This is a genomic window from Mesorhizobium sp. M1006 (assembly GCF_040318825.1).
In the GTDB taxonomy this organism is placed as follows: Bacteria; Pseudomonadota; Alphaproteobacteria; order Rhizobiales; family Rhizobiaceae; genus Mesorhizobium.
On sequence record NZ_JAMYMZ010000036.1, the window covers coordinates 1 to 21,534 of the forward strand.

Annotated in this window: 22 protein-coding genes and 2 pseudogenes; 5 read left to right on the forward strand and 19 right to left on the reverse strand. The window is 61.5% G+C overall.

The genetic code is table 11. The features are described 5' to 3' along the window. Together NKH60_RS25705 and NKH60_RS25710 are read left to right on the forward strand one after the other, a co-directional pair. Positions 1–109: pseudogene (locus tag NKH60_RS25705) on the forward strand (S-(hydroxymethyl)glutathione synthase); the annotation flags it as partial. A 740-nt stretch (positions 110–849) separates the two neighbouring features. Beyond that, the gene (locus tag NKH60_RS25710) at positions 850–1,524 is read left to right on the forward strand and encodes a response regulator (RefSeq protein WP_352873797.1); all 675 of its coding nucleotides are present in this window, start codon (positions 850–852) and stop codon (positions 1,522–1,524) included. A gap of 85 nt (positions 1,525–1,609) precedes the next feature. Here NKH60_RS25710 and NKH60_RS25715 read toward each other — a convergent pair whose 3' ends face one another. From NKH60_RS25715 to NKH60_RS25730, 4 genes and pseudogenes are all read right to left on the reverse strand, one after another. After that, a complete protein-coding gene (locus NKH60_RS25715; protein ID WP_352873799.1) occupies positions 1,610–2,038 on the reverse strand; it encodes a hypothetical protein in 429 nt (142 codons plus the stop codon). Between the two features lie 49 nt (positions 2,039–2,087). Continuing rightward, positions 2,088–2,519, reverse strand: a complete 432-nt coding sequence (locus tag NKH60_RS25720; RefSeq protein WP_352850652.1) for a DUF6392 family protein — start codon at positions 2,517–2,519, stop codon at positions 2,088–2,090. A gap of 3 nt (positions 2,520–2,522) precedes the next feature. Beyond that, positions 2,523–3,862, reverse strand: a pseudogene (locus tag NKH60_RS25725) (ATP-binding response regulator). A gap of 10 nt (positions 3,863–3,872) precedes the next feature. Continuing rightward, positions 3,873–5,012: an FIST N-terminal domain-containing protein gene (locus NKH60_RS25730; RefSeq protein WP_352873801.1), complete on the reverse strand. Its 1,140-nt coding sequence runs from the start codon at positions 5,010–5,012 to the stop codon at positions 3,873–3,875. 828 nt (positions 5,013–5,840) lie between these two features. Here NKH60_RS25730 and NKH60_RS25735 point away from each other — a divergent pair. Continuing rightward, a complete protein-coding gene (locus tag NKH60_RS25735) occupies positions 5,841–6,128 on the forward strand; it encodes a hypothetical protein (protein ID WP_023679221.1) in 288 nt (95 codons plus the stop codon). A gap of 2 nt (positions 6,129–6,130) precedes the next feature. On the opposite strand, the gene NKH60_RS25740 is transcribed toward NKH60_RS25735, so the two are convergent. Beyond that, positions 6,131–6,307: a hypothetical protein gene (locus NKH60_RS25740; protein WP_352873803.1), complete on the reverse strand. Its 177-nt coding sequence runs from the start codon at positions 6,305–6,307 to the stop codon at positions 6,131–6,133. A gap of 201 nt (positions 6,308–6,508) precedes the next feature. Between NKH60_RS25740 and NKH60_RS25745 the strand changes: the two genes are divergently transcribed. Both NKH60_RS25745 and NKH60_RS25750 read left to right on the forward strand, forming a co-directional pair. After that, positions 6,509–6,754, forward strand: a complete 246-nt coding sequence (locus tag NKH60_RS25745) for a type II toxin-antitoxin system Phd/YefM family antitoxin (protein ID WP_352873805.1) — start codon at positions 6,509–6,511, stop codon at positions 6,752–6,754. Continuing rightward, the gene (locus NKH60_RS25750; protein ID WP_352616204.1) at positions 6,751–7,134 is read left to right on the forward strand and encodes a type II toxin-antitoxin system VapC family toxin; all 384 of its coding nucleotides are present in this window, start codon (positions 6,751–6,753) and stop codon (positions 7,132–7,134) included. The genes NKH60_RS25745 and NKH60_RS25750 overlap by 4 nt, the downstream gene beginning before the upstream one ends. 37 nt (positions 7,135–7,171) lie before the next feature. Here NKH60_RS25750 and NKH60_RS25755 read toward each other — a convergent pair whose 3' ends face one another. The 14 genes from NKH60_RS25755 to NKH60_RS25820 all read right to left on the reverse strand — a co-directional run bounded on the left by NKH60_RS25755 (position 7,172) and on the right by NKH60_RS25820 (position 21,522). Continuing rightward, a complete protein-coding gene (locus tag NKH60_RS25755; RefSeq protein WP_352873807.1) occupies positions 7,172–8,002 on the reverse strand; it encodes a BtpA/SgcQ family protein in 831 nt (276 codons plus the stop codon). Next, positions 7,999–8,907 (reverse strand): ribokinase, encoded by a 909-nt coding sequence (locus tag NKH60_RS25760; RefSeq protein ID WP_352873809.1) that lies wholly within the window; start codon positions 8,905–8,907, stop codon positions 7,999–8,001. Before NKH60_RS25760 ends, NKH60_RS25755 begins: the two co-directional genes overlap by 4 nt. Positions 8,908–8,910: 3 nt before the next feature. After that, a complete protein-coding gene (locus tag NKH60_RS25765; RefSeq protein ID WP_352873811.1) occupies positions 8,911–9,681 on the reverse strand; it encodes a glutamine amidotransferase in 771 nt (256 codons plus the stop codon). A gap of 27 nt (positions 9,682–9,708) precedes the next feature. Beyond that, positions 9,709–10,797, reverse strand: coding sequence for a phosphotriesterase family protein (locus tag NKH60_RS25770; protein WP_352873813.1), 1,089 nt, complete (start codon positions 10,795–10,797; stop codon positions 9,709–9,711). 4 nt (positions 10,798–10,801) lie between these two features. Then, positions 10,802–11,806, reverse strand: coding sequence for an ABC transporter permease (locus NKH60_RS25775; RefSeq protein ID WP_352873815.1), 1,005 nt, complete (start codon positions 11,804–11,806; stop codon positions 10,802–10,804). Next, positions 11,803–12,600, reverse strand: coding sequence for an ATP-binding cassette domain-containing protein (locus tag NKH60_RS25780; protein ID WP_023721835.1), 798 nt, complete (start codon positions 12,598–12,600; stop codon positions 11,803–11,805). Before NKH60_RS25780 ends, NKH60_RS25775 begins: the two co-directional genes overlap by 4 nt. 74 nt (positions 12,601–12,674) lie before the next feature. Then, a complete protein-coding gene (locus NKH60_RS25785) occupies positions 12,675–13,613 on the reverse strand; it encodes an ABC transporter substrate-binding protein (RefSeq protein ID WP_352873817.1) in 939 nt (312 codons plus the stop codon). Between the two features lie 116 nt (positions 13,614–13,729). Further along, positions 13,730–14,341 (reverse strand): cupin domain-containing protein, encoded by a 612-nt coding sequence (locus NKH60_RS25790; protein ID WP_352685658.1) that lies wholly within the window; start codon positions 14,339–14,341, stop codon positions 13,730–13,732. Positions 14,342–15,635: 1,294 nt separating this feature from the next. Then, a complete protein-coding gene (locus NKH60_RS25795) occupies positions 15,636–16,667 on the reverse strand; it encodes a helix-turn-helix domain-containing protein (RefSeq protein ID WP_352873819.1) in 1,032 nt (343 codons plus the stop codon). Further along, entirely contained in the window at positions 16,643–17,815 is a 1,173-nt protein-coding gene (locus NKH60_RS25800) for a type II toxin-antitoxin system HipA family toxin (RefSeq protein WP_352873821.1), read from the reverse strand. The genes NKH60_RS25795 and NKH60_RS25800 overlap by 25 nt, the downstream gene beginning before the upstream one ends. Before the next feature lie 561 nt (positions 17,816–18,376). Continuing rightward, a complete protein-coding gene (locus NKH60_RS25805; RefSeq protein ID WP_352873823.1) occupies positions 18,377–19,576 on the reverse strand; it encodes an arabinose transporter in 1,200 nt (399 codons plus the stop codon). Between the two features lie 22 nt (positions 19,577–19,598). Then, positions 19,599–20,015 carry a lipocalin-like domain-containing protein gene (locus NKH60_RS25810; protein WP_352873825.1) on the reverse strand — a complete coding sequence of 139 codons (417 nt, stop codon included), beginning with the start codon at positions 20,013–20,015 and terminating at the stop codon, positions 19,599–19,601. A 69-nt stretch (positions 20,016–20,084) separates the two neighbouring features. After that, positions 20,085–21,101, reverse strand: coding sequence for a zinc-dependent alcohol dehydrogenase family protein (locus NKH60_RS25815; RefSeq protein WP_352873827.1), 1,017 nt, complete (start codon positions 21,099–21,101; stop codon positions 20,085–20,087). A gap of 25 nt (positions 21,102–21,126) precedes the next feature. Then, the gene (locus NKH60_RS25820) at positions 21,127–21,522 is read right to left on the reverse strand and encodes a (R)-mandelonitrile lyase (RefSeq protein ID WP_352491966.1); all 396 of its coding nucleotides are present in this window, start codon (positions 21,520–21,522) and stop codon (positions 21,127–21,129) included. Between the last annotated feature and the right edge of the window lie 12 nt (positions 21,523–21,534).

Below are 21,534 nucleotides of genomic sequence, written 5' to 3' on the forward strand. Positions count from 1 at the left end.
GTCACAGCTGAAGTCGATCGGGCTCGAACCTTATGATTGCCTCAATCCAGGACTGATGGACTATATCGCCACCTGGACGGCCAAGAGATCCGGCGCGTTGCCGGCCTAACGACTGATCAGACACTATCTTTGGGGCCGGACGAAATCGCCCGGTCCCAGGCGTTGGAACGAACGCAGGCGAGCGCGTAGACGGACACGCTTCGTAAGTCATTGCTGACGTGCTGTCAGCCTCGGGGGGCGCTGGGCTCAACGGGAATACGCTGAAATTGGTCCAACCGGATCGTATGGCTCTTCAAGATCAGCGACTGCGATCAGTTGGTTCTGGCTTGGCGCGGCCCAGATCGTCGACTAGCTTGGATATCGCGGGCAAAGTCGCGCCCAAAGCGCGATGCCGGCAAGGTGGTGCTCCTTACCAGCACGATTATCGAGCGCCTGGCGTGAACGGCGGCACCATCAGCTTGCTGCGTTTTGTCCAGGAACCAGCCCGTATACCAGCGCGACCCCAGACCAGCCGATACCATCGGCGCGGCCGCGAATAAGGCGGGCGTCGGGGAAGCGTCGTGTGGCGGCCGGCAACAGTGCGAAAGCCGGCGGTCACTGGCTGTCACGCGAAGCCGGAAGTCGGTCACGACCTGTCTCTGTTTCAATGGATCTGTCGCCGGCACATTCGGCCGATTTGGGCCACCGGGCAAGGCATTGCATTTCAGAACGGCCACATCTGCCGCGTGGCGCCGCGGAAATCATGGGCACATTCTGCTTTAGCCGGCCAAGATGGCAATGTACTATTTGCCAATAAGCTGGCCATGGTTGCAGGACTATTCTAGGCCAGACCAAACCGAAAGGAAGCTGATGACCGATCGCGCCAGGTTCCTGATCATTGACGACCATCCGCTGTTTCGCGAGGCACTGCACAGCGCCGTGCAGATGGCCTATCCGGAAGTCGACACGGTCGAGGCACGCTCGATTGCCGAGGCGCTCGAGCTTCTGACGGATGCCAAGCCGTTCGACCTGGCGCTGCTCGATCTCAGTATGCCCGACGTGCATGGGTTTGACGGGCTGCTGCAGCTCAGGACGCGTTATCCGCGCCTGCCGGTGGTCATCGTCTCCGGCTATGAGGAACCGAAGATCATTTCCGAGGCGCTGTCCTACGGTGCGGCCGGCTTCATCCCGAAATCGGCGCGCAAGAGCGACCTTGCGGCCGCCATCCGCTCGGTGATGGAAGGCGCGATCTATGTTCCCGAGACTTATGAAGGCCGGCCGCGCGACGCCGACAGCACCGACCGCGCCGAGATGGTGCAGCGCCTGGCCACGCTGACGCCGCAGCAGCTCAAGGTGCTGCAGATGCTGCGCCAGGGCCTGCTCAACAAGCAGATCGCCTACGAGCTGCAGGTCGGCGAGACCACCGTCAAGGCGCATGTCTCCGAAATCCTGCGCAAGCTCAACGTCTACAGCCGTACCCAGGCGGTGATCGAGGTCTCGAAGCTCGACAACGCCGAGCTGTTTCGCGATCCGGCGGGGTTTTGAGGGGTCGGTGCCGATGCCCCTGCAAACGAAGCAGCAAGGCGCTGCGATCAGGTGAATGTCTCAAAGGCGTTTGATCTGCTGCTCCCTATCCGAATGATATAGACGAAATGATTTCTCTCGTTTCGCCTACCTCATCGATGAGATCGTATTCCTCGCCTTGCGCGAGGTAGGTCACGAATGCAAAATCGTTTCCATTCGACAAATACCAGGCCAATAAGGTTTGATCTGTAGTCCGCGACGAAACGCCAACACACATTACGTCGCCAAATTTTCTCTCAAAAATCCGCTCGACATCTATGAAATTGTTTCGACAAAACTCGACCATAAACGTTCTAAGAACATCGAAATCTGCATTTGGCTTTTCCCCGCTTCGATATTTCGCAATAGAGAATTGAACGGTGCCGCCGGCATCTGATTCTTTAACTAAGGTAGGCGGCGATCCCTCGGGGAGGTTGTCAGTTATGTCTTCCCATCCGACGGGCAAGTCGAAGGTGCCGTAGAACTGCACTGTCATTGTGGGTTTCCCGGGCCCCCTCAGTCGCGCATGGGCATGCCCGGCATAGTCACGGCACCGCGTCGGCGCGCATAAGCGTCACCCTTGTTATCCGGTTTGCATGAGCGTGATATGAGATATGTATTGAATGATGCGCCTCGTCGAAGCGGTCCCAAGGGCCGTATTCACCCAAAAAAGGATCTCTCCGTGCCGCGCCGCTTTTTGAGGGCACGCCAAAGATATTCAGCACGTCGTTGCGACTGGATGAAAAGGGGATTTCAAGGAGGTCTCGATCCAAATTGTCAGCTTCTATGAATATGGTGTCTATTTTTTCATCGCGATCGCAGATGAAGGAAAATTTGTGACGCGCAGAAACGTAATCTATGCGGATTTCCGGAAGATCATGATCTACAGTTCGTTTGAATTTCCAGGATTCAAAAGGCGGTGACGTCAAAAGAGATGACGCCGGTTTTCCCAAGTAATCGAGGATCGCGTTAGCCATTCTCTAAGCCAGCAGATGCGCCAGCAACGCCCTCAGTTGGGCCGGCTTCAGCGGCTTGCGCATCAGCTCGATGCCGGCGGCGCGGGCGGCCTTGGCGACACTTTCCGAGCCGTCGGCGGTGACGATCAGCGCCGGCACGGCGCGACCGAGACAATCACGGACCTCGGCGATTGTGGTGGTGCCGAGGTCGCCGCCGTCGAGATGCTGGTCGGCTATGACAATATCTGGCAACCAGTCGGTATCGCCAAGCAAGTCGAGCGCGTCACCGGTCGAGGTGGCGGGGCGCACCAGGCATTGCCAGCGCTCGAGCAGGGAGGTCATCGCCTGCAGCACGTCGATGTCGTTCTCGACCAGCAGCACCCTTGTGCCGAACAGACCGTAGCCGCGCGGCCGCTCCATGTCGACGGTGCTGGCGATTGGATCGGCCGTGTCGCCGATCCCGACCGGAACGTCGATATGGAAAATCGTGCCATGTCCGACCTTCGACGAAAACGTGACGGGATGGCCGAGGGCCGCGGCGATGCGGCGCACGATGGCCAGCCCCAACCCCAGCCCGCCGGCGGCAAGCCCGGCATCCGTCGGGATCACGCCGCGATGGAATTCCTCGAACACCGCCTCGCGCTGGTCGTCGGGGATGCCGCAGCCGGTATCGGCGACGTCGATGCGGATCGTGTCGCCGCGATGCCTGGTGCCGACCAACACGCCGCCCGAGCGGGTATAGCGCAGTGCATTGGACAGGATGTTCTGCAGGATGCGGCGCAGCAAGGTTCGGTCCGAACGAACGAGCGCATCGACCGGCCGGAACTTCAGCGTCAGCCCCTTCATCTCCGCGACCGGCTGAAAATCCGAGCGCAGAGACGAAAACAGCGTCTCCAGGCTGACATCGGTGATGTCGGGCTGCACGACGCCGGCATCGAGCTTGGAAATGTCGAGCAAGGTGCGGAGCAGGTCCTCCATCGTCTCCAGCGATCGCTCGACCTGGCGGACCAGCTTTCTGCCTTCCTCGCTGGTCTGTACTTCGGCAAGCGCCGAGACCGACAGATGCGCGGCGTTCAGCGGCTGCAGCACGTCATGGCTGCGGCCGCCAGGAACCTGGTCTTGGACAGGTTCGCCAGCTCGGCGTTTTCCTTGGCTGCGTTCAAGTCGATGTTCGACTGCTCCAGCCGGCGCAAGGTCGAATGCAGCTCTTCGGTGCGGCTGCGCACCCGGCTCTCAAGCGAAATGGCGGTCTGGAACAGCGAAAAGGCATTGCCTTGCTGGTCCATGGAACGCTCGACGCGGCTGATCAGCGCGGCGTTGATCTTCTTCAGCCTTTCCAGGTCGTCGATGTTCCTGAGCGGCATCCCGGATTTCCTACTCCGCCGCTTCGGCCGCATTGCGTTCACCGAAGGCGATGCCGGTGAAGGTCTGGTTCAGATGCATCGAACGGTACTGTTCGCCATAGGTGCCGAAGCCGAGGACGTTGTTGACCTTGTAGAGTTCCGAAATCTCGCGATAGACCTGCCGATTGCGCGCGTCGAGCCGGCGCAGCACGCAGTCGAAACCGAGGATCAGGTCAATGCCGCCAAGCCTTTCGCTGACGTCGCTGAGCGCGGCGCGGGTCGCCTCGACCATGTCCTTAGGCTGGGCGACGGCAAGCACGACACCATCGTCGATGGCGCAGAAGAACGACAGCGAGCCGTCCGCGTGCATCTTCTGGATTGAACGGCAGTAAAATTCGCCGCCGACTTTCACCACCACAGGGTGCGAGGCAAAACTCAGTGGCGTCAGCATCTGCGCGACAACGCCGACCGAGGCGGCATATTCCTCGGCGGCAACGGTGGCGTTGAATTCGCGCACGATGCGATGGTCGGGATCAGATGCCGTCACCACCAGCTTCTCGTCGGTGGGAACGAAATTGTCGGTCTTGAACACGTGGAAAGGAATTTCCGTGGTGACCAGCACGATGATGGCGCTGTCGGAGGTCACTTTGCCGTTCGAGATCAGCCGTGTTGTCTCGAATTTCAAATCATCGCCAGCCGACCCACCGATCAGTGGGATGTCGTCGAGTCCCCAATGGATGGCGGAGGTCACCGCTTCTTCGGCATAAGACAGGCCGTCGATCAAGCAGAGCGCGAAAGTGGTGTCGGCTCGCTCGTGCCCGAGGCGCTCGTGTAACGAACGCCTCAGCGCCTCGACTTCGCCGGTAATCCCGTCCATGCCCGATGAGGACAGATTTTCGACCATGGTGCTGGCTGCCGAAAACGATACGGAGGGAAGCAGCATAGCCAGGATCTGGCCTTCCTCCAGCCCCTTGGGCGTTATCTCACCGGCTGTCGAGCAGCCGGCATAGTGGAGCGCCGGCGCGTGGGTCTTCAGCGCTTCCGACAGGGCAACGGCCTCTATGAGGCTCTGCGAGAAAAACAGGAGGGCAAACCCGGCGTCAATGGCCGCTGCTTCCGCTGCCACCGCCCGGGCGAACGCATCCGCGTCAGATTCGTCGGTGGTGAGCACCGAAACGCCGCATGCATAGCGCGTCCGTGACTTGGCCAGCGGCTTCCTCCTCCATTTCCTCCAACGCTCTTTTTGTGCGCGTCTGGCGCGCCGGCGTCGAGGTTATTGTTGTCTTGAAGCGGCGCTTTGGCAATGAGCCAACATGATGGATTTGAAGTTTCTGCCGTTTGACGGCGTCCGGGCCGCCGCCCACAGCCGAAAGGCCGCATCGCACCGCCATCGCGTTCGCTTCGTTACGCCGCTTCCTGCCTTTGCGTGACAACTGCGTCATCCAGCGGGCAGTGCAAGTAAAGCGCCACATCACGGCCGATGCGGAATCCGTCAAAGAGGTGCGAAACTTCGTAGGAGCAAGGTCTTCGCGAGTGCCGGGCAGGGGATATTTGTCACCACCGCCTCTCGTTCTCGAAAGTACCGAGGAAGGCCCGAGAGACGAAGTCAAAGCTGCACCGGGAGCTGATCGACGGAGAGCAGTTGCTTGAGATGCTTTACACAACCAACGCGCCGAAGCCTGCCTTGCCTCCGCCGCAGGTCAAACTCGACCAGGAATGGCGGGACGTCCATGGCCCGGGTCATTCTCGCACTCGACTTTTTACTGATTAATGAGCGGATGGCCCCGTTGGGGGAGCCGCAGACGCCCTCGGCCGAAAGTGTCTGGCATGTGGTCTGAGATCGATCGGGTCGAAGCCAATTTACGCCTGCTGCGCTTCACGCTATTGCAAGACATTCAAATTTGAGCTTCTGCACTCATGCTTTGTCGAGAGTATCTCCGTAAGTTTTAGCCGTTCTGAATCGCCGTCGGCGACGATGACGACGAAATAGGAGAACGCAATGGCTCGCAATCACGTTGAACGTCTTGGAGAGTTTAGGGAAATCTTGGTCGCGACGCGGCGCGAAGGAGTCCGTAACGTGCACCATACTCGCGACGCAATGCGGGCAAGTGGCTTTCAGATCGGGGACAGCGACGGCTCCAGCTACGGAGCCGAGCTGAAGGTGCTCCAAGAGGAAATTGAGGCAGTCGATCGCGCCATCGAAGACGAGAAACGGTTGGCCCTGGCCCTCGAGAGCGCGGCTCAATCCCGCCGACCGACTAAGCCGAGAATCGTGAAGGGAACATAGAGTCAGGTAAGGCCCTTGGCGCCCGTCGCGTCGATCGTCTTCGGTACAGTGTCGGGCTCGTCGCCGCCGTGGCGCAGCGCCCTAAAAGCGGACGTTTCGCTTTCGGCCCCTAGCGCAACGTAGAGCATCTGCTCGGCAAAAATCGCTCCTGTGAACTCCGACCTCGCATGGCGGACCAACAGGTTCGGCCAACATCAGGTGAGACGTAGTCCCAACAAACATGCAGTTCAGACAATCGATTACGCGTCTTTGTTGAAGTCGTGCCATGTGGCCGATACGAGAGGGTCGGCCACCTCCAGCATCCTTCACTGACTGAAATACGCTTGAAAATCGGGGCCCCATGTAGACTAAGTTGCATGGACTAAGTCATGAGGCCCGCAATGCGCACCGTCAATATCCACGAGGCCAAGACGCATCTGTCTCGTCTTGTCGACAGGGCGGCCAAAGGCGAATCCTTCATTATCGCGAAATCCGGCAAGCCGATGGTCAAGGTCGTTGCCATAGCCGCACCTGCGGCCGGCGAAATGCGTCGGGTGGGGTTTATGGCCGGGCGGTTTTCAGTTCCGGACGATTTTGATCGCATGGCCGATGACGAAATCGAGAAGCTGTTTGGCGGCCATGCATGAAACTTCTTCTCGAGACCCATCTTCTGCTCTGGGCGGCGGGCGAACCCGAAAAGCTCCCGCCAGCCCTCGCTGAGATCGAGAATGCCGATAACCACTTGACGTTCAGCGTCGCAACTCCCTGGGAGATTGCCATTAAACGCGGTCTGGGCCGCCCTGACTTCAGGGTCGATGCGCGTCTTTTACGTCGGGGCCTGATGGACAATGGCTATCATGAGCTGCCAATCACCGGCGAGCATGCCGTCGCAGTGGAGGGGCTTCCACCCATCCACAAGGACCCCTTCGATCGGATCCTGATTGCTCAATCGATTGTGGAAGGCATTACTTTGCTGACCGTCGACGTTCTGGTCGCGCAGTATCCTGGGCCCGTCCGTCGTCTCTGATCAAGCGGACGCCAAGCCCCTCGGTAGGGTAGTCCAGTTATCGCTTCAGATCACCCATGAAAGCCTTTACTCGAGCAGAGTCGACCTGGTTCCACCAGACGCCGTCGTGCTTCAGCGCGCTGGCGATGATGACCCCGTCGACAATGGCGAGGATATCCTTGGCATTGTCCGGCGTGACACCGCTGCCGACGAGCGTCGGCAGGCCGGCGGCCTGCTTGATCATGCTTATGTAGCCCAAATCTGCGGCGTGGCCGGTGCGCTGGCCAGTGGCGATGATGGCGTCGGCGTCGAAGAAGACCAGGTCCTTGACCAGTTCCTCCACCGGGCGGTCGGCGACGATGGCGTGTGCGCCGTGCTTGACATGCGCATCGGCGAAAATGCGGATGCCGTTGGCACGCAGCCTGGCGCGGTAGCGTGCCGCGCGGCCCGATTCGCCTTCGACAAAGCCCTCATTGGCGACGTAGGCATTCGCCCATTGATTGACTCGCACGAAGCCGGCGCCGGCTGCGCTGGCGATCGCCAGGGCCGGGATCGCGCCATTGGCCAGCACATTGATGCCGATCGGCCTGCCGAGTTCGCGGCGGATGCGGTCGGAAACCACCGCCATATAGGCCGCCGTCTCCGGGCCGATATCATCAGGCTTGGCGAACGGGATGTCGCCATGGTTCTCGACGATGACGCCGTCGCAGCCGCCGTCGAGATAGGCCTTGGCGTCGTCAAGCCCGCGCTGGTAGATCGCCTCGATAGCCTCGCCGTCATAGCGCGGCGCGCCGGGCAGCGGCGCCAGATGAACGACGCCGATCACCACCTTTGTGCGGCCGAAAAGGTCCACGAGCGCGTCGCCGCCGGATTGGCCGAGCTGGGTCATGAGAGCTCCATTTGATCGATGAGCGCCGCCATCTCGGAGGCGGAAGGACAGGATGCCAGTGTGCCCGGCCGTGTCACGGCGATTGCAGCGGCGGCGAGCGCCAGCTTCAGCGCCGAGATGACCGGCATGCCCCGGGCAAGCCCACCGGCCAGACAGCCGCAGAACACATCGCCCGCGCCGCTGGTGTCGAGCGCTTCGACTCGCGGCGCCGGCAAACGAAGCGGCTCTTCATGGCCCGGGCCAAGCAGGAGACAGCCTGCGGCGCCGAGAGTGATGACGACCGTGCCTGCGCTTTTGGCCACCAGCGCGTCGGCCGCCGCCGCGATGTCATCCCGGCCGGTCAGGGTTTTCGCCTCAGATTGGTTGACCACCAGAACCTCCGCCAGGCCGAGATCGGGCAGCGAGGCCGTGTCGATCGGGCTGGCGTTGAGAACGGTGCGCGCACGGTTTCCCTTTGCTGCTCTGAGGCAGGCATTGGTCACGGCAGTCCGTAAATTTCCCTGGCACACGAGGATGTCGCCGGGGGCGATCCAGCGGACAAGTGCTGTTTGCGCCACCGGATCGAAGGCTTCGCTGCAGGCGACGCCGCTGACAATGAAATTCTCTCCGCCTTTATCGACGACGATGGTCGAGCGGTCGCTCGGCAGCTCGAATTCGATCACCTCAAGGTCTGACAGCTCGCCGTCGAGGCGGCTCCTGATCCATGCGCCTGCGGGGTCCTTGCCGAGCGCCGTCCAGAACGTCACTTCTGCACCAGTCCGTGCTGCTGCGACCGCCTGGTTGGCGCCCTTGCCGCCGAGCCCGTCGGCATAGCTCACGGCATTCAAAGTCTCGCCCGCGGCAGGGAAGCGGCCGACGCGAAACACGGTATCGACGCAGGCATTGCCGACGACGTGGACATGCATGGCTCAGCTCTCACCGGTCGCCCAGCCCAGCATCTGTTCGAACAGGGTCTTGTAGCCTGGCCAGGCGATGAATTGCGGCGGCAGCCAATGCGGCCCGACATCGGATGTCCAGGCCACGGTGCGGCCCCTGCCGTAACGGCCGGTGACAAGCAGCGGCAGCGAGCCATAGTCCGACGACACGCTGGCCAGGACCTCGGCCCCGTCCTTCAGCGTCACCTCGTTAAAACCGAGCAGGATCGGCCAGTCCGAGCCGAGGCCCCTGAGGATGGGATGGCTCGACCCTGGTTTTGGCACCGGCGCAAAACCTTCGGGAACCTCGACGCGGTCGTCGTAGGCCAGGCAGTTCACCGGCAGCACGTCCTCGACCGGGGTCTTGTGGTAGCGCGCGCCGCCATTGATGCCCTGGAAGCTGTAGTAACCGCCGAACATCAATAGACCGCCGCCGCCGCTGACGTAATCGCGAAGCAGGCGCAGGCGGTTCGGCGTCGGTTTGGAGTGGACCCAGGTGTCGGGATGCAGCAGCAGCGTGTTGGCGCCGATGTCGGAGAGCACGACCGCGTCATAGGCCGACAGCGCCTCCATGGTCTGTGGAAAGCCGCGCTGCGCCTCATGCGCCGGCATGAACGTGACGTCGAAGTCGGTCGCCTTCAGCGCGCCCAGCAACTCGTCTGCGCCGGTGTGGTAGGTAACGGTCGGAAACTGGTCGAAACCCTTGATATGGGTCGCGGTCGACACCCAGGATTCGCCGGCAAGCAGGATCTTCTTCTTGGACATTTGAACTCCAGTGTAATTCCAGGCCGCTTAGAGCCGCGCGAATACGCTTTTCGGATTGGCGATCAGCATGCGGTCGATGGCCGGCTGCTCGACGCCATGGCGTTTCAGGCGCGGTATGAAATGCTTCAGGATGTAGCCATAGCCGAAGCCGCCGAAGCGCGTCAGCATGATCTTGAGGAACACATCCTGCGACAACAGCAGGCGGTCGCCGAAGCCCGCCTCGACAAGGGCGGCGACGGCGCGTGCGTTCTCTTCGTCGGAGGGCGATTGCGCGTCCTGGTCGGCATAATAATAGTCCATGCCGATCATGTCGTATTCGAGGAACGCGCCGCGCCGGGCGAGGCTTTTCTGGTAGTCGGGATCGTCGTGGCTCGGGTTCATGTGGCAGAGCACGGTGTGGCGAAGATCGGCGGCCTCGGCCTCGACGATATCGAGCACCTCGTGCGCCAGCCGCTCCCAGCCAGGCAGATGGATCGACAGCGGCACGCCGGTTATGCGCGAGGCGCGCGCCGAAGCCCGCAGCGACTTGCGTTCCTCGGCGGTGAAATCCTTGCTGACGCCGACCTCGCCGATCAGCCCGGCCATGATCGACGGCTGCGTCTCGCCGCCGCCGACATCATTGACGATGAACTCGGTCACGGCGTCCACATCCATCGCCTTCAGCCATTCGGGATGGGTGTGCTCGAGATAGAAGCCGGTGCCCATGACGATCTTCAGGCCGGACATGCGGCTGATGCGAGCGAGCTTTTCGGGGGCGCGGCCGATGCCGATATTGGTGGCATCGACGACGGTGTGCCCGCCCAGCGCGCGATAGCGCTGCAGCTCAGACAGCGCCAGGTCGGCGTCGTCGAGCGAGACGTTGTCGCGGTTGACGTATGGGTTCATGCGCAACTCGCCGATGATCTCGATGTTCACCGGCTGCTCGGCGATCGCCATGTCATCGGGACGGCAGGGGCATTTCCAGCTGCGCGCACCATCGAGCAAGATGTGCTCGTGCATCAGCGTAACGCCCATCTCCTCGACCGGAACCGGGCCGAGCACGGTCATCACATGGCCGGTTTCGACGCCGATTGGCAGCCGTCGCCTGGGCACCGCGTCATCGAACAGATCGCTCATCGGCTCAACGGCTCCGCACGGCGCCGCGAAACAGGCGGAAGTTCAGCCAGATGGCGATCAGGATGATCGTTCCGGTGACTATCGGCGTCAGGAAAGGCGACAGATGCGCCAGGATCAGGCCGTTGCCGATGACGGCCATGGTCAGCGCGCCGAGCACCGTGCCGATGATCGTTCCGCGGCCGCCGAACAGGCTGGTGCCGCCGAGCACGACGGCGGCAATGACTTCCAGCTCGAAACCCTGGCCGGCATTCGAAGATCCCGATCCAAGCCGGGCGGCAATGATGATTCCGGCAAGGGCGGCCGCGGTGGCGGAAATCACATAGACGAAGAGCGTCGTCTGCCGCGTGTTGACGCCGGCGCGCCGCACCGCCTCGGCGTTGGCGCCAATGCCGGTGACATAGCGGCCGAATGGCGTCTCGTTGAAGGCGAGATAGGCGATGGCCAGGATCGCCAGCGCGATCAGCGCCGGCACCGGCACGCCAAGAAACCAGGCGCGGCCCAGCACGGTGAAAGCGCTTCCGGGCTCGATGGGGATGGAATAGCCGCCGGTGATCAGCAGCGCCACGCCACGGATCACCGAAAGCCCGGCAAGCGTGACGATGAAGGACGGGATGCCCTCATAGGCAATGAAATAGCCCTGTACCGCCCCAAGCAGGGCGCCGAGCGCCAACATGGCGAGGATAACGACTGGCCACGGCAGGCCAAACTGCAAAACCGTCGCCGACAGCGTCGCCACCAGCGCCAGCACGGAGCCGACCGAAAGATCGATGCCGCCAGTGGTGATGACGAAAGTCATTGCCGCGGCGACGATCAGCAGCGGCGCCGACTGCCGAAGGATGTTCAACAGATTGGGCGATGTCAGAAACGCGTCGGTCGCAACCGAGAAGATGATGCAGACGACCAGAAAGAACAGCGCGATCGAGACGACGCTGCCATTGGCGAGCAGCGCATCGCGCCAGGTGCCCCTGCGTACTCGTGAGGGCTGGGCGGTGTGGATCGCGTCGCTCATGCCGGCGCTCCACCGCGATAGCCATTGGTGGCGGAACGCGCACTGAACTTGCGGCCGACGATCAGATTGACCACGTCTTCGATATTGGTCTCGCCGATCAGCCGCTCGGCGACATTGCGCCCTTCATACATGACCTGGATGCGATCGCAGACGAGGAACAGATCCTGCAGCCGGTGCGTGATCAGGATGACGCTGACACCGCGCGCACTGACCGCGCGGATCAGTTCGAGCACCGCCTCGACTTCGGCCACGGCAAGCGCTGCCGTCGGCTCGTCCATGATCAGCACGGCCGGCTCGAACGAGGCGGCGCGGCCGATCGCGATCGACTGGCGCTGCCCGCCGGAGAGGTTTTCGACCTTGAGCCGCGTGTCGGCAATGACGATGCCGAGCCGATCGAGCATCTGGCGCGTCTCGTCATGCATGCGCTTCTTGTCGAGAAAGGAAATGCCTGCGATGCGGCGGCGCGGCTCGCGGCCGAGAAACAGATTGCCGGCGACATCGACCGTGTCGCACAGCGAAAGGTCCTGGTAGACCATCTCGACGCGCGCCGCACGTGCGTCTGCCGGCGAGCTGAAGATCACCGGCTTGCCGTCGATCTCGATGGTGCCGGCGTCGGGAACCACTGCTCCCGACAGCACCTTGCTCAATGTCGACTTGCCGGCGCCATTGTCGCCGACCAGCCCCAGCACCTCGCCCGGCTTCAGTGTCAGCGACACGTCATCGAGCGTCTGGATGGCGTTGTAGCGCTTTGAGATGCCGCTCATCCGCACCCGATAGGTCTGGCCACTGCTCATCTGGAATTCCACGCGATTGCAAGGGATCCGCGGCGCAGCCTCGGGCGGCGCCGCGGCTCGGTCGCCGACGCAGTTTACTTGAACATCGCGCGATATTGGTCGACATTCTTCTTGGTCACGATCGTCACCGGGATATTGATGATCGGGTCGATTTTCTCGCCCTTCTTGAGCTTGCCCAGCGCTTCGACCGCGGCCTTGCCTTCGCCGGCCGGATCCTGCTGCACGACCGCCACCACCCAGCCGTCGTCGATGCCCTGAACGGCCTGCTTGGTCAGATCCCAGCCGAACACCTTGACGTCGCCGGTGCGGCCCTGGCTGGTCACCGCCGAAACGGCGCCGAGCAAGGCCGGCTCTCCGGTCGCATAGAGCGAGTTCATGTCCGGATTGGCGGTCATCAGGTTTTCCGAAGCGCTCAACGCGGTCTCCTGAACGTTCTGGCCGTCGACTGTGTCGAGAAAGGTGACGGCCTGGCCGCTTTCGGTCACCGCCTTCTTGAAGCCGTCGAGGCGCTGGTTCTGGATGAATGAATTGAGTGCGCCGACGATGCCGATCTTGGCCTTGCCGGCCATATCGGTCTTCACATAGTCGGCGTAGAATTTGCCGATGTCCTCGCCGGCCTTGGTGTTGTCGACGCCGATGAACGAAATATTGTCGCCGTCGGGGATCTGCGCGTCGATGGCTATGACGGGAATGCCGGCCGCCTTGGCTGCAGTGATCGCAGGCTTGACGCCGTTGACGTCGATGGCGACCAGAATGATGCCGTCGACTTTCTGCGTAATGTAGTTCTCGATCGCGTCGTTCTGCGCGCTCGGCACATTGTTGGCGTTGAAAATGACCAGCTTGGCGCCAGCGGCGTCGGCTGCCTTTTGCGCGCCCTCGTTGATCTGGTTGAAGAACAGGGCCTGCTGGTTGATGTTGACGAGAGCGAACGTATCGGCAAGCGCCGATCCCATGGCTGCCGAGCCCATGGCAATGACGGCGGCACAGCCGGCGAGAAGTTTGAACAGACGCATTTCGGTTCCCCTTGCTTGCGGACCAGACCTCGGCTGGTCCCGTTGGTGCTACAGGCACGAGGCAAGCATTCAAGAGACTTGAATATTTGTCAATCCAAATGAACGCACAGCGTTGCTCAGAAAGTCGCCGGCGTGTTGACCCAGAAAATGCTAGCGCGTTCCTCGCCGATGTTGCGGTAATGATGCGGCAGCTCCGACCTGAACACGAAGGCATCACCCGTGGCGAGAGCATGGCGCTTGCCGTCGACGATCAGTTCGACCCGCCCGGCGAGCACGTAGCCGACTTCCTCGCCGGCATGCTGGATCGGACCTTCGCTCGAGCCCTCTGCCTCGATGTGATGGATGTTGCATTGCAAGAGGTGGCCAGGCGAATACGGGATGATGCGTTCGAGCGAAATTCCTTCGCCACGCCGTAGCGCGTCGAGCGCGATCAAAGGCCTTGCGCCCGCCCGGAATACGATCGCCTCGTCGTCGTCGACTTGCTCGAACATCCAGCCGATGTTGGTGTCGAGAACCTCGACCAGACGGTGAAGCATGGGCAGGGATGGCGAAGCCTTGCCGTTCTCGATCTTGGACAGCAGGCTTTCCGAGCAATTCGCAGCCGCGGCCAGCGTCTTCAGCGTCATGCCGCGTGTCTGGCGGGCGAGGCGCAGCCGAGTTCCGAGTCTTGCAGCATTTACGGTGGCGTCCGTTTCTGATTCTGGCCGCCGTCGATCGATTTTGTTCATCTGTTCGCCAACCATTCAACGGTCAAGGGCAACTATCGCGCGAGCAAAAGACCTCGGCTGACGATTTGCAAGTGCTGATGCGTCAAATTCGAGACTGCAGCCGCAGCTGCCTCATCCGGCGAATGCCGCGCCCGCATGAACCGTGCTGATGATCTCGCGCCAGTTATCCCCTATCGCTTGGCTGTCCATCGTGGTCGAAATCGCCAGCCGTTACCGCGTTTGCGTCACGTGGCGAGCGGACTTGGAACGACAATGCGGGCAAGGCGGGCCACGCAGCCAATCTACACAACCACGGCCGCGCCGACACGATCAAATCTGGACTGTCACCGAATTGCGGAGCGCGCCCAGAAGTCACCCGCGGCAGCGCCCATGGAGTTACGCCCAGGGGCGCAGGCTCTCGATAGCCACGACGTATCCAATGAAATCCTTGGGGCAGTCGCGCACCGCTTGAGCTTCGGCAATTTTGAAGAAAGTCCAACAGAGTTAATGGACTAGCGCCTTGCTTATGTAAGTTGCGGAAGCGACGCGCGGTTAATGCTTTAGAAGTATAGACACATCGACACGAGGTGCGAAGAAGCAACGCCAATACAGCTGGTTGGTTACAACATATTTATTTTCGCAGATATGGTATTGCCCGTCAGGGGATTCCTGTACCCGGTCCCGTGGGATGGTGAAATTATGCGGCAAATAAGTGTACCCGCCGTCCACCCTGGACCGCACCGAAGACCGAGGTATGGCGCGGCAATCTGAACCGCCGCAGCACTTGAATTTGGTCTGTGGGTCAATCTTGTCTTCGTACCAATCATGGGCGTTAGCGGCTGTTGCGGCGGCGATACACATCGCCGTGAAGATGAGCCTTCGCATGGCATTCCTCAAGTATCTGGCAGGCGCTGCTCGTTGGGTTTCCATGTGTATTAGCATTCCATTGAAAATACCATTGGCCTCCGGCCGACTTAACCCAGCTCCAGCAAGCGACGCTCGCAACGGAAGACCGCATTGGGTCACGCCAGGACAACACTTGCGCCGACCAAAGGTCAGCTCTTGTCGCTCCGGGTTGGAAACACGACCGTCTGCTCTGCGTCTGAGGTCGGTCGTCTACGTTGCGCCAAGCGCCTTCTAAAAGCTGACATCCGAACGCCAAATGAGAATTTCAGTGTAGGCGTTCGAATCAGGCGGGCCTGTCGGCGTCGGGTACCAGCTTAAGTAGCTCTCCGCTTGATGGGTCCCTTCATGCTGTCGTGGCCGAGTCCGTAGATTGTGGTCTTTGCGCCATCTCAAGCGGTTTGCGGTCACCCTAGCGGCGCGGACGACGTTCTTTGCTGAGGCGGCTATTCAACAAGCGTTGCACTTCCGCCTCGACGCGGTTGAGCGAAAGCCCTGGCAGGCCAAACCTCTCGTAGAGCGACGTCAACAACGGGAGCATGCATTCGGCCAATCGGCTCTCGATATCGTTTGCAGAAAACTTTGCCTCCAGCACGGCTTCATCGCTTCGCGCCGCATGACCTTCGACAAGCAGATCACTGAGCGGGTTAGCCCAGGAGCGCAACACACGACCGCGCAGGCCCGTGAACATGGCGCGGAAATGAACCGTCACGGCCGCATCGGCATCTTTGCGAAGGAGCGATGCAAGCTTTTCCGCGTGCAACAGAACCTCACCCATCCGCCATAGCGGAAGCGTCGTGTCGAGGATCGTTCCAGCGGGGAATGTCTCGGCACCGTCTTCCTGATAACCGCGGATCAGGAACATGCGCCCCGAAGGTGCCGCACGCCAGAAATCGCAATGCGCAGGATCATTAAACCCGCGCTCGACTTCCTCGCCTTGCGGTGCAAGCCAACATTCAATCAGTCCATCAACTTCACGCGGCTGAATAGCCTCTCGTGTCGGAAGCCAGAACGGCGGCCAGCCCGTTTTCCGAACCACGGCCTTTTCAAGAATGCGTTCAAAGGCGGTCAGCTCCGGCATCTTGAGATCGCCCTCAAGCCAGTAGTCGAACCGATACCAGCCATTTGGAAACCGCGCAGGCGAATCCTGGGGGAGCGGAGCAACCAGATTACGCCAACGCTCAAATGCATCGCGCACGAACTGGGCTTGCGTGTCCCCCTCGGTAGGCTCGTCCACCAAACCCACGACGCGCAGGATATCTAGCGCTTTCGCCAGTGTCAGGGTCGTTTCACCACGCTCGAACGCAGCCATTGTCGGATGGCTGACACCCGCCAAAGCCGAATGACCTTTTTGTGTAAGACCTTCCGCCTTGCGACGGCGCAAGGTTTCTTCCACGTACCGTTGCCACGCGAGCGAGGCTATGTTTCCAGTATTCTCAGGCATGAATTGTCCACGATCTCTTTGAATCTATGCGCGAAGCCGTCCGGCGGCTCCGCGACGGGCGGACGGATAATGGATGCAGCTTTCTCCACCTGCCGCTTTAGCTGTCTGAATGTCTGGTCGATGGCCCTATCCGGCAGGCCGATTTCCTTGCCGAAGGCACGGAAAATCGCCTGGTTGGCCGCTTCCAGATGGATTTTCCCACCGCCGATTGACAGCGCCAATGTCTGGTCGAACCCGTCATAAAATGCGGTGTTCACCACATCATAGGCGGGGGATAGCCGTAAGCCCGTCGGCGTTTCCAGAAGGGAGAAGTTTTTCAGGTGGGCATCGCAATTCCCAATCAGGGTGAAGACGATCAGGCGGTTGAAAAACCGCAAGAGGTCGATTGGCGCGCGCGATGAGTGCTGGCGAATGATCGCGGCAATATCCTCGTAGGCCGCATCATACTTACCTGCGTAGTCCTGCCCCTTGGGCTTGCGGAGGATCTGCGCAGAGTCTTCGAGGCGCAGTTTCTCACCGTTCGGTTTCCGGTCGAAGCGGGTAACAATGAGCGCCGTTTCGTCAACAGCCGCGACGAGTGAAGTCGTGAACGCGGTCACTTCCCTTTCGCCAAGGACGGCGGCGGTCCATCGCAGGCTCAGGAGTTCATTCCGAACGAGGTTGTTTATCCGGTCGGAATTGAATTTAGCGATATAGGGCGCTGATCCCGTCGCACTCGCGGGAACAAACCTGTTCTCATCGTCCTTGGTGACAAGCAGTTTCTTCTGCACACCTGAAACCGTGCGTCCGGGGCTGGGCGTGGCTTCGGTGATTTCCGGGAGCTGTGCGGCATCGTCCGGCGGCCGGATGGTGACGGCCCCGATGCAGTCTGCGCCGTAACGAAGGAGCAGCCCAAGGTCGTCTTCTTCAACGACATGTGCCGAACGCGCCTGTTGTTTGCGTAGCCATCCTTCCGCCCCGAGGTGCTGGAAGAACGGATGCGGGCCGACCTTCCATTCATGTTCGCGTTGCGTGGAGGGGAAGCAGCAGGCGATACCGCCTTTATTCCAGTCTGCATGATAGTCGAAGCGCGTTCCGCCGTTGGCCGTTTCGACCAACGTGCCGGCGGATTCATCCTTAAACAAAATATCTGCGCTTCTGAGTGCCATTAAGTTATGCTTTCGCTCTCTTCCTTCTAATCGCCCGATGGGGACCCAAGGAAGCCATATATCCATTAGCGTGTATGATTGCTAGAAAATCAAGTTATAACTCGATTTGTGAACTTCGCGCGAATGCAAACAATCTGTAGCTTTATATTCGTCCGATCTGCGCCAGTCACGGCGCGCCTACGAAACTATGACTCGAATCTAGTGTAAAATCCATTCGCGGGAGGCCGTTTAGAATTCTCGGAAACGCGGCGATCGCTGCAAAAAGAAATTTCATAAATCGTTCAGGCGTCTCGGGGAAAAATCCCGACCAGCTATGGCAAGCACCAAACGCGCAAACGGTTTCGCCCAGTGCGGGTGACGATCCTATGACGCAAGGCCTATCGAGGACTGTCTCCTTAGGAGGGTGCATTGTCCAGTACCTGAACGTCTCCTTTTCGGCCCCAAGTCGTCGATGCGGAATGCGCCAATGTCGGCCGTAGACGTCGGTCTTGCCATTGCCCGGAAGCAGACGTCGCCCGAAGTGGGCGATCGTGGTTGCGCGACATCTCGAGCACAGACTAGCTATAGTGGAGCGTTACGGCGACCCAGCAGCAGAGCGATGCCCAACGCCGGAAGCGTCGCCGTCGCGACGACGACGAAGACGAATTGCAGGCCGGCCGACGCGGCGACCAAGCCGAGCGCCGGGCTGCCGAAGCCGAGCGCCACGTCGAGGAAGACGGTGTAGAGTCCCATGGCCAGGCCGCGGCTGCGTTGCGGAAGACGGCCTACGGCCTCGGCACCGAAACCGGGATACACCAGCGAGTAGCCAAGGCCAGTCAGGCCCGCTCCGATGGCGGCGAGAACAGGCCCGGGCGCAAGCCAGATCAGCATCAGCCCTGCCGCCTCGACCGCCATGAAGATCACAGCGACGCGCGCGCCCCCCAACCGGTCAGGCAGGTGGCCGAAGCACAGCCTTGCCGCGATCAGCGACGCGGCATAAGCGGTGAAGGGAAGCCAAACCGGCTGCCAGTCGCGTTCGGCAAAGAGCAGCGCGCCAAAGGACAGGATCGCGCCATAGCCAAGGCTGCTGAAAGCAGCTCCGACGCCGGGAAGCCAGACCGCTTGCGCCACGCTCGCCCATGACTGTCGCGCGGCGCTCGCGGCGAGGCTGGTGCCGCGCATAGGCAGGATGGCAAGCAGCGTCGCAAGCGGCAGGCCGACCGTCGCGAGTGCGATCGCGGCGAAGCCGCTCGCCGCGTAAAGCGCAGATCCGATCGGCGCGCCTAGCGCGAGCGCCGCAAACATCGCCATGCCCACCCAGGCTATGACCTTTCCGGAGTTCTGTCCGCCCGCAAGGGAAAGGCCCCAGGCGACGCCGCCGGTGATGATGAAGCTCTCAGACGCGCCCAGTACCGCCCGGCCGGCGAAGAGCGCCGATGCGGACGCTACCGGCCGGTCGAGCAATGCCAGCGAGCCGAGGTAAATGAACCCCGCCAGGGCAGCGGCAATGAGGCCGACGACGACGGCCCGCTTGCCGCCGCGCCCATCGGCATAATTTCCGGCTCCAATGCGCGACAGCATCGAGGCGACGAACTGGCTGCCCGTCACCAGCCCGACTGCGAAGGGGCCGAAGCCGAGCTGCTGGTGAAGATGCAGCGGCAGGACGGGTAGCGCCAAGCCGATCAGGAGGAAGCCGGCGAAGACAGCCGCCATGATTGGCACCAGTTCCGCTGTCGCGCCATTTCGGTCTGAAGTCCGCGCCATTGTGGCCACCGGTGACATGTTGACAGTCGGGCTGTTCCGATCAGTAACGTTCGTAGGTTACGCGCCAGCCTTCGGCCGGATTGTCCGGGGTGAGGACCAGTTTGTTGCCCGAGACTTCGAATTTGCGTTTCATGCTCTTCCCGACAAGGTTGCGGACCAGGGAGGACTCGATCGTGATGACGAAGGTCTTGTCCTGGTCGTTGATGGCGACCGGCCCGTAATAGGCTTCGTAGCCATTCGCTGTGTAAGGCGTGTCCGGCGCCTTGGCGTCGGGGTTCTGGGCCTGCACCGAGAGGGTGCCGGCCTCGGTGAAGATGAGCTGGCCGGAATATGGCACGGGCTTGAGGTTTCCATCGGCACCGGCTTCGAGCGACCTCATGCGCCATGCGCCAATGATCGGGGACTCTTGGGCGAAAGCCGGCGTGATAACTGAAAACGCGAGGGCGGCGATCTTCAATCTCGTCGTCATATGCGTTGTTCCTTTTCTGATTTGTGGGTGCGAACAGGCCGTCCGCCCAATCTTCGCTCACACCGAAAGCATGACCTTGATGGCGCGCCGCTCGTCCATGGCGCGGTAGCCTTCAGCGACCTCGGCCAACGGCAGCTTGAGGTCGAAGACCTTGCCGGGCTTGATCCGACCTTGCAGCACACGGTCCATAAGGTCGGGCAGGAAGCGGCGCACCGGCGCCGGGCCGCCCAACATGCGCTTCTGGCCGAAGAATAGTTTTTGGCCGTCGAAGCTCACGCCGTGCGGCACCCCGACATAGCCGATGGTGCCGCCGGGGCGAGAGCAGGCCAGCGCCTGGTCGAAGGATTCCGCCGTGCCGACGCATTCCAGGACGGAGTCCGCGCCGACGTCCTTGGTGAGCTCCTTGATGCGCGCGACGCCTTCCTCGCCACGCTCGGCCACAATGTCGGTGGCGCCAAACTCGCGGGCGAGTTTTTGGCGGCTGACGTGCCGGCTCATTGCGATGATGCGCTCGGCGCCCATCTCCTTGGCCGCAAGCACGCCCATCAGGCCGACCGCACCGTCGCCGACCACCACCACTGTCGATCCTTCTCGGACCTCGGCTGCGTCGGCCGCATACCAGCCAGTGCCGAGCACATCGGACACGGCCAGCAGGTCGGGGATGAGTTCGGCCGGCGGCACCTCGGCGGTGGCGACCAGTGTGCCATCCGCCAAGGGCACGCGGGCGTAAGGCGCCTGCGCGCCCGTCATGAATTCGCGTTGCACGCAGGACGACTGGAAGCCGAAGCGGCAGTGCGGGCAGGTATTGTCGGAGAGACAGAACGAGCCGACGACGAACTGGCCGGGACGGACCGTGCGCACCTCTGCGCCGACCTCGACGACGATGCCACAATATTCGTGGCCCATATGCATCGGGCCGTCGACCGGCTGCAGCCCGCGATAGGGCCACAGGTCCGAGCCGCAGATGCAGCTTGCCGAGAGCTTGATGATGGCGTCCTTTGGCTGCATGATTTTCGGATCGGCGATTTCCTCGCAGCGGATGTCGCCCGGTTTGTGAAGAACAGTTGCGAGCATTTTGGTTCCTTTCGAGTGGAGAAGATCAGGCGCCGTAGTCGGCGTCGCTGACATGTTCCAGCCAGTCCACGACCTTGCCGTCTTTGACCTCCTGGAGGGCAATGTGGGTCATGGCGGTCTGAGGCGACGCGCCGTGCCAGTGCTTTTCGCCGGGCGCGAACCAGACGACGTCCCCCGGCCGGATTTCTTCGACCGGGCCACCCTCGCGCTGCACGCGGCCAAGGCCGGAGACGACGATCAGCGTCTGGCCGAGCGGATGCGTGTGCCAGGCGGTGCGGGCGCCGGGCTCGAAGGTCACCTGTGCGCCTTGGACCCGCCCGGCATCGAAGGGATTGAAGAGCGGATCGATCCGCACCGTGCCGGTGAACCAGTCAGGTGGCCCCTTGCCGGAAGGCCTCGTGCCAGCGCGAAGAATGTCCATGGTGATGTCCTT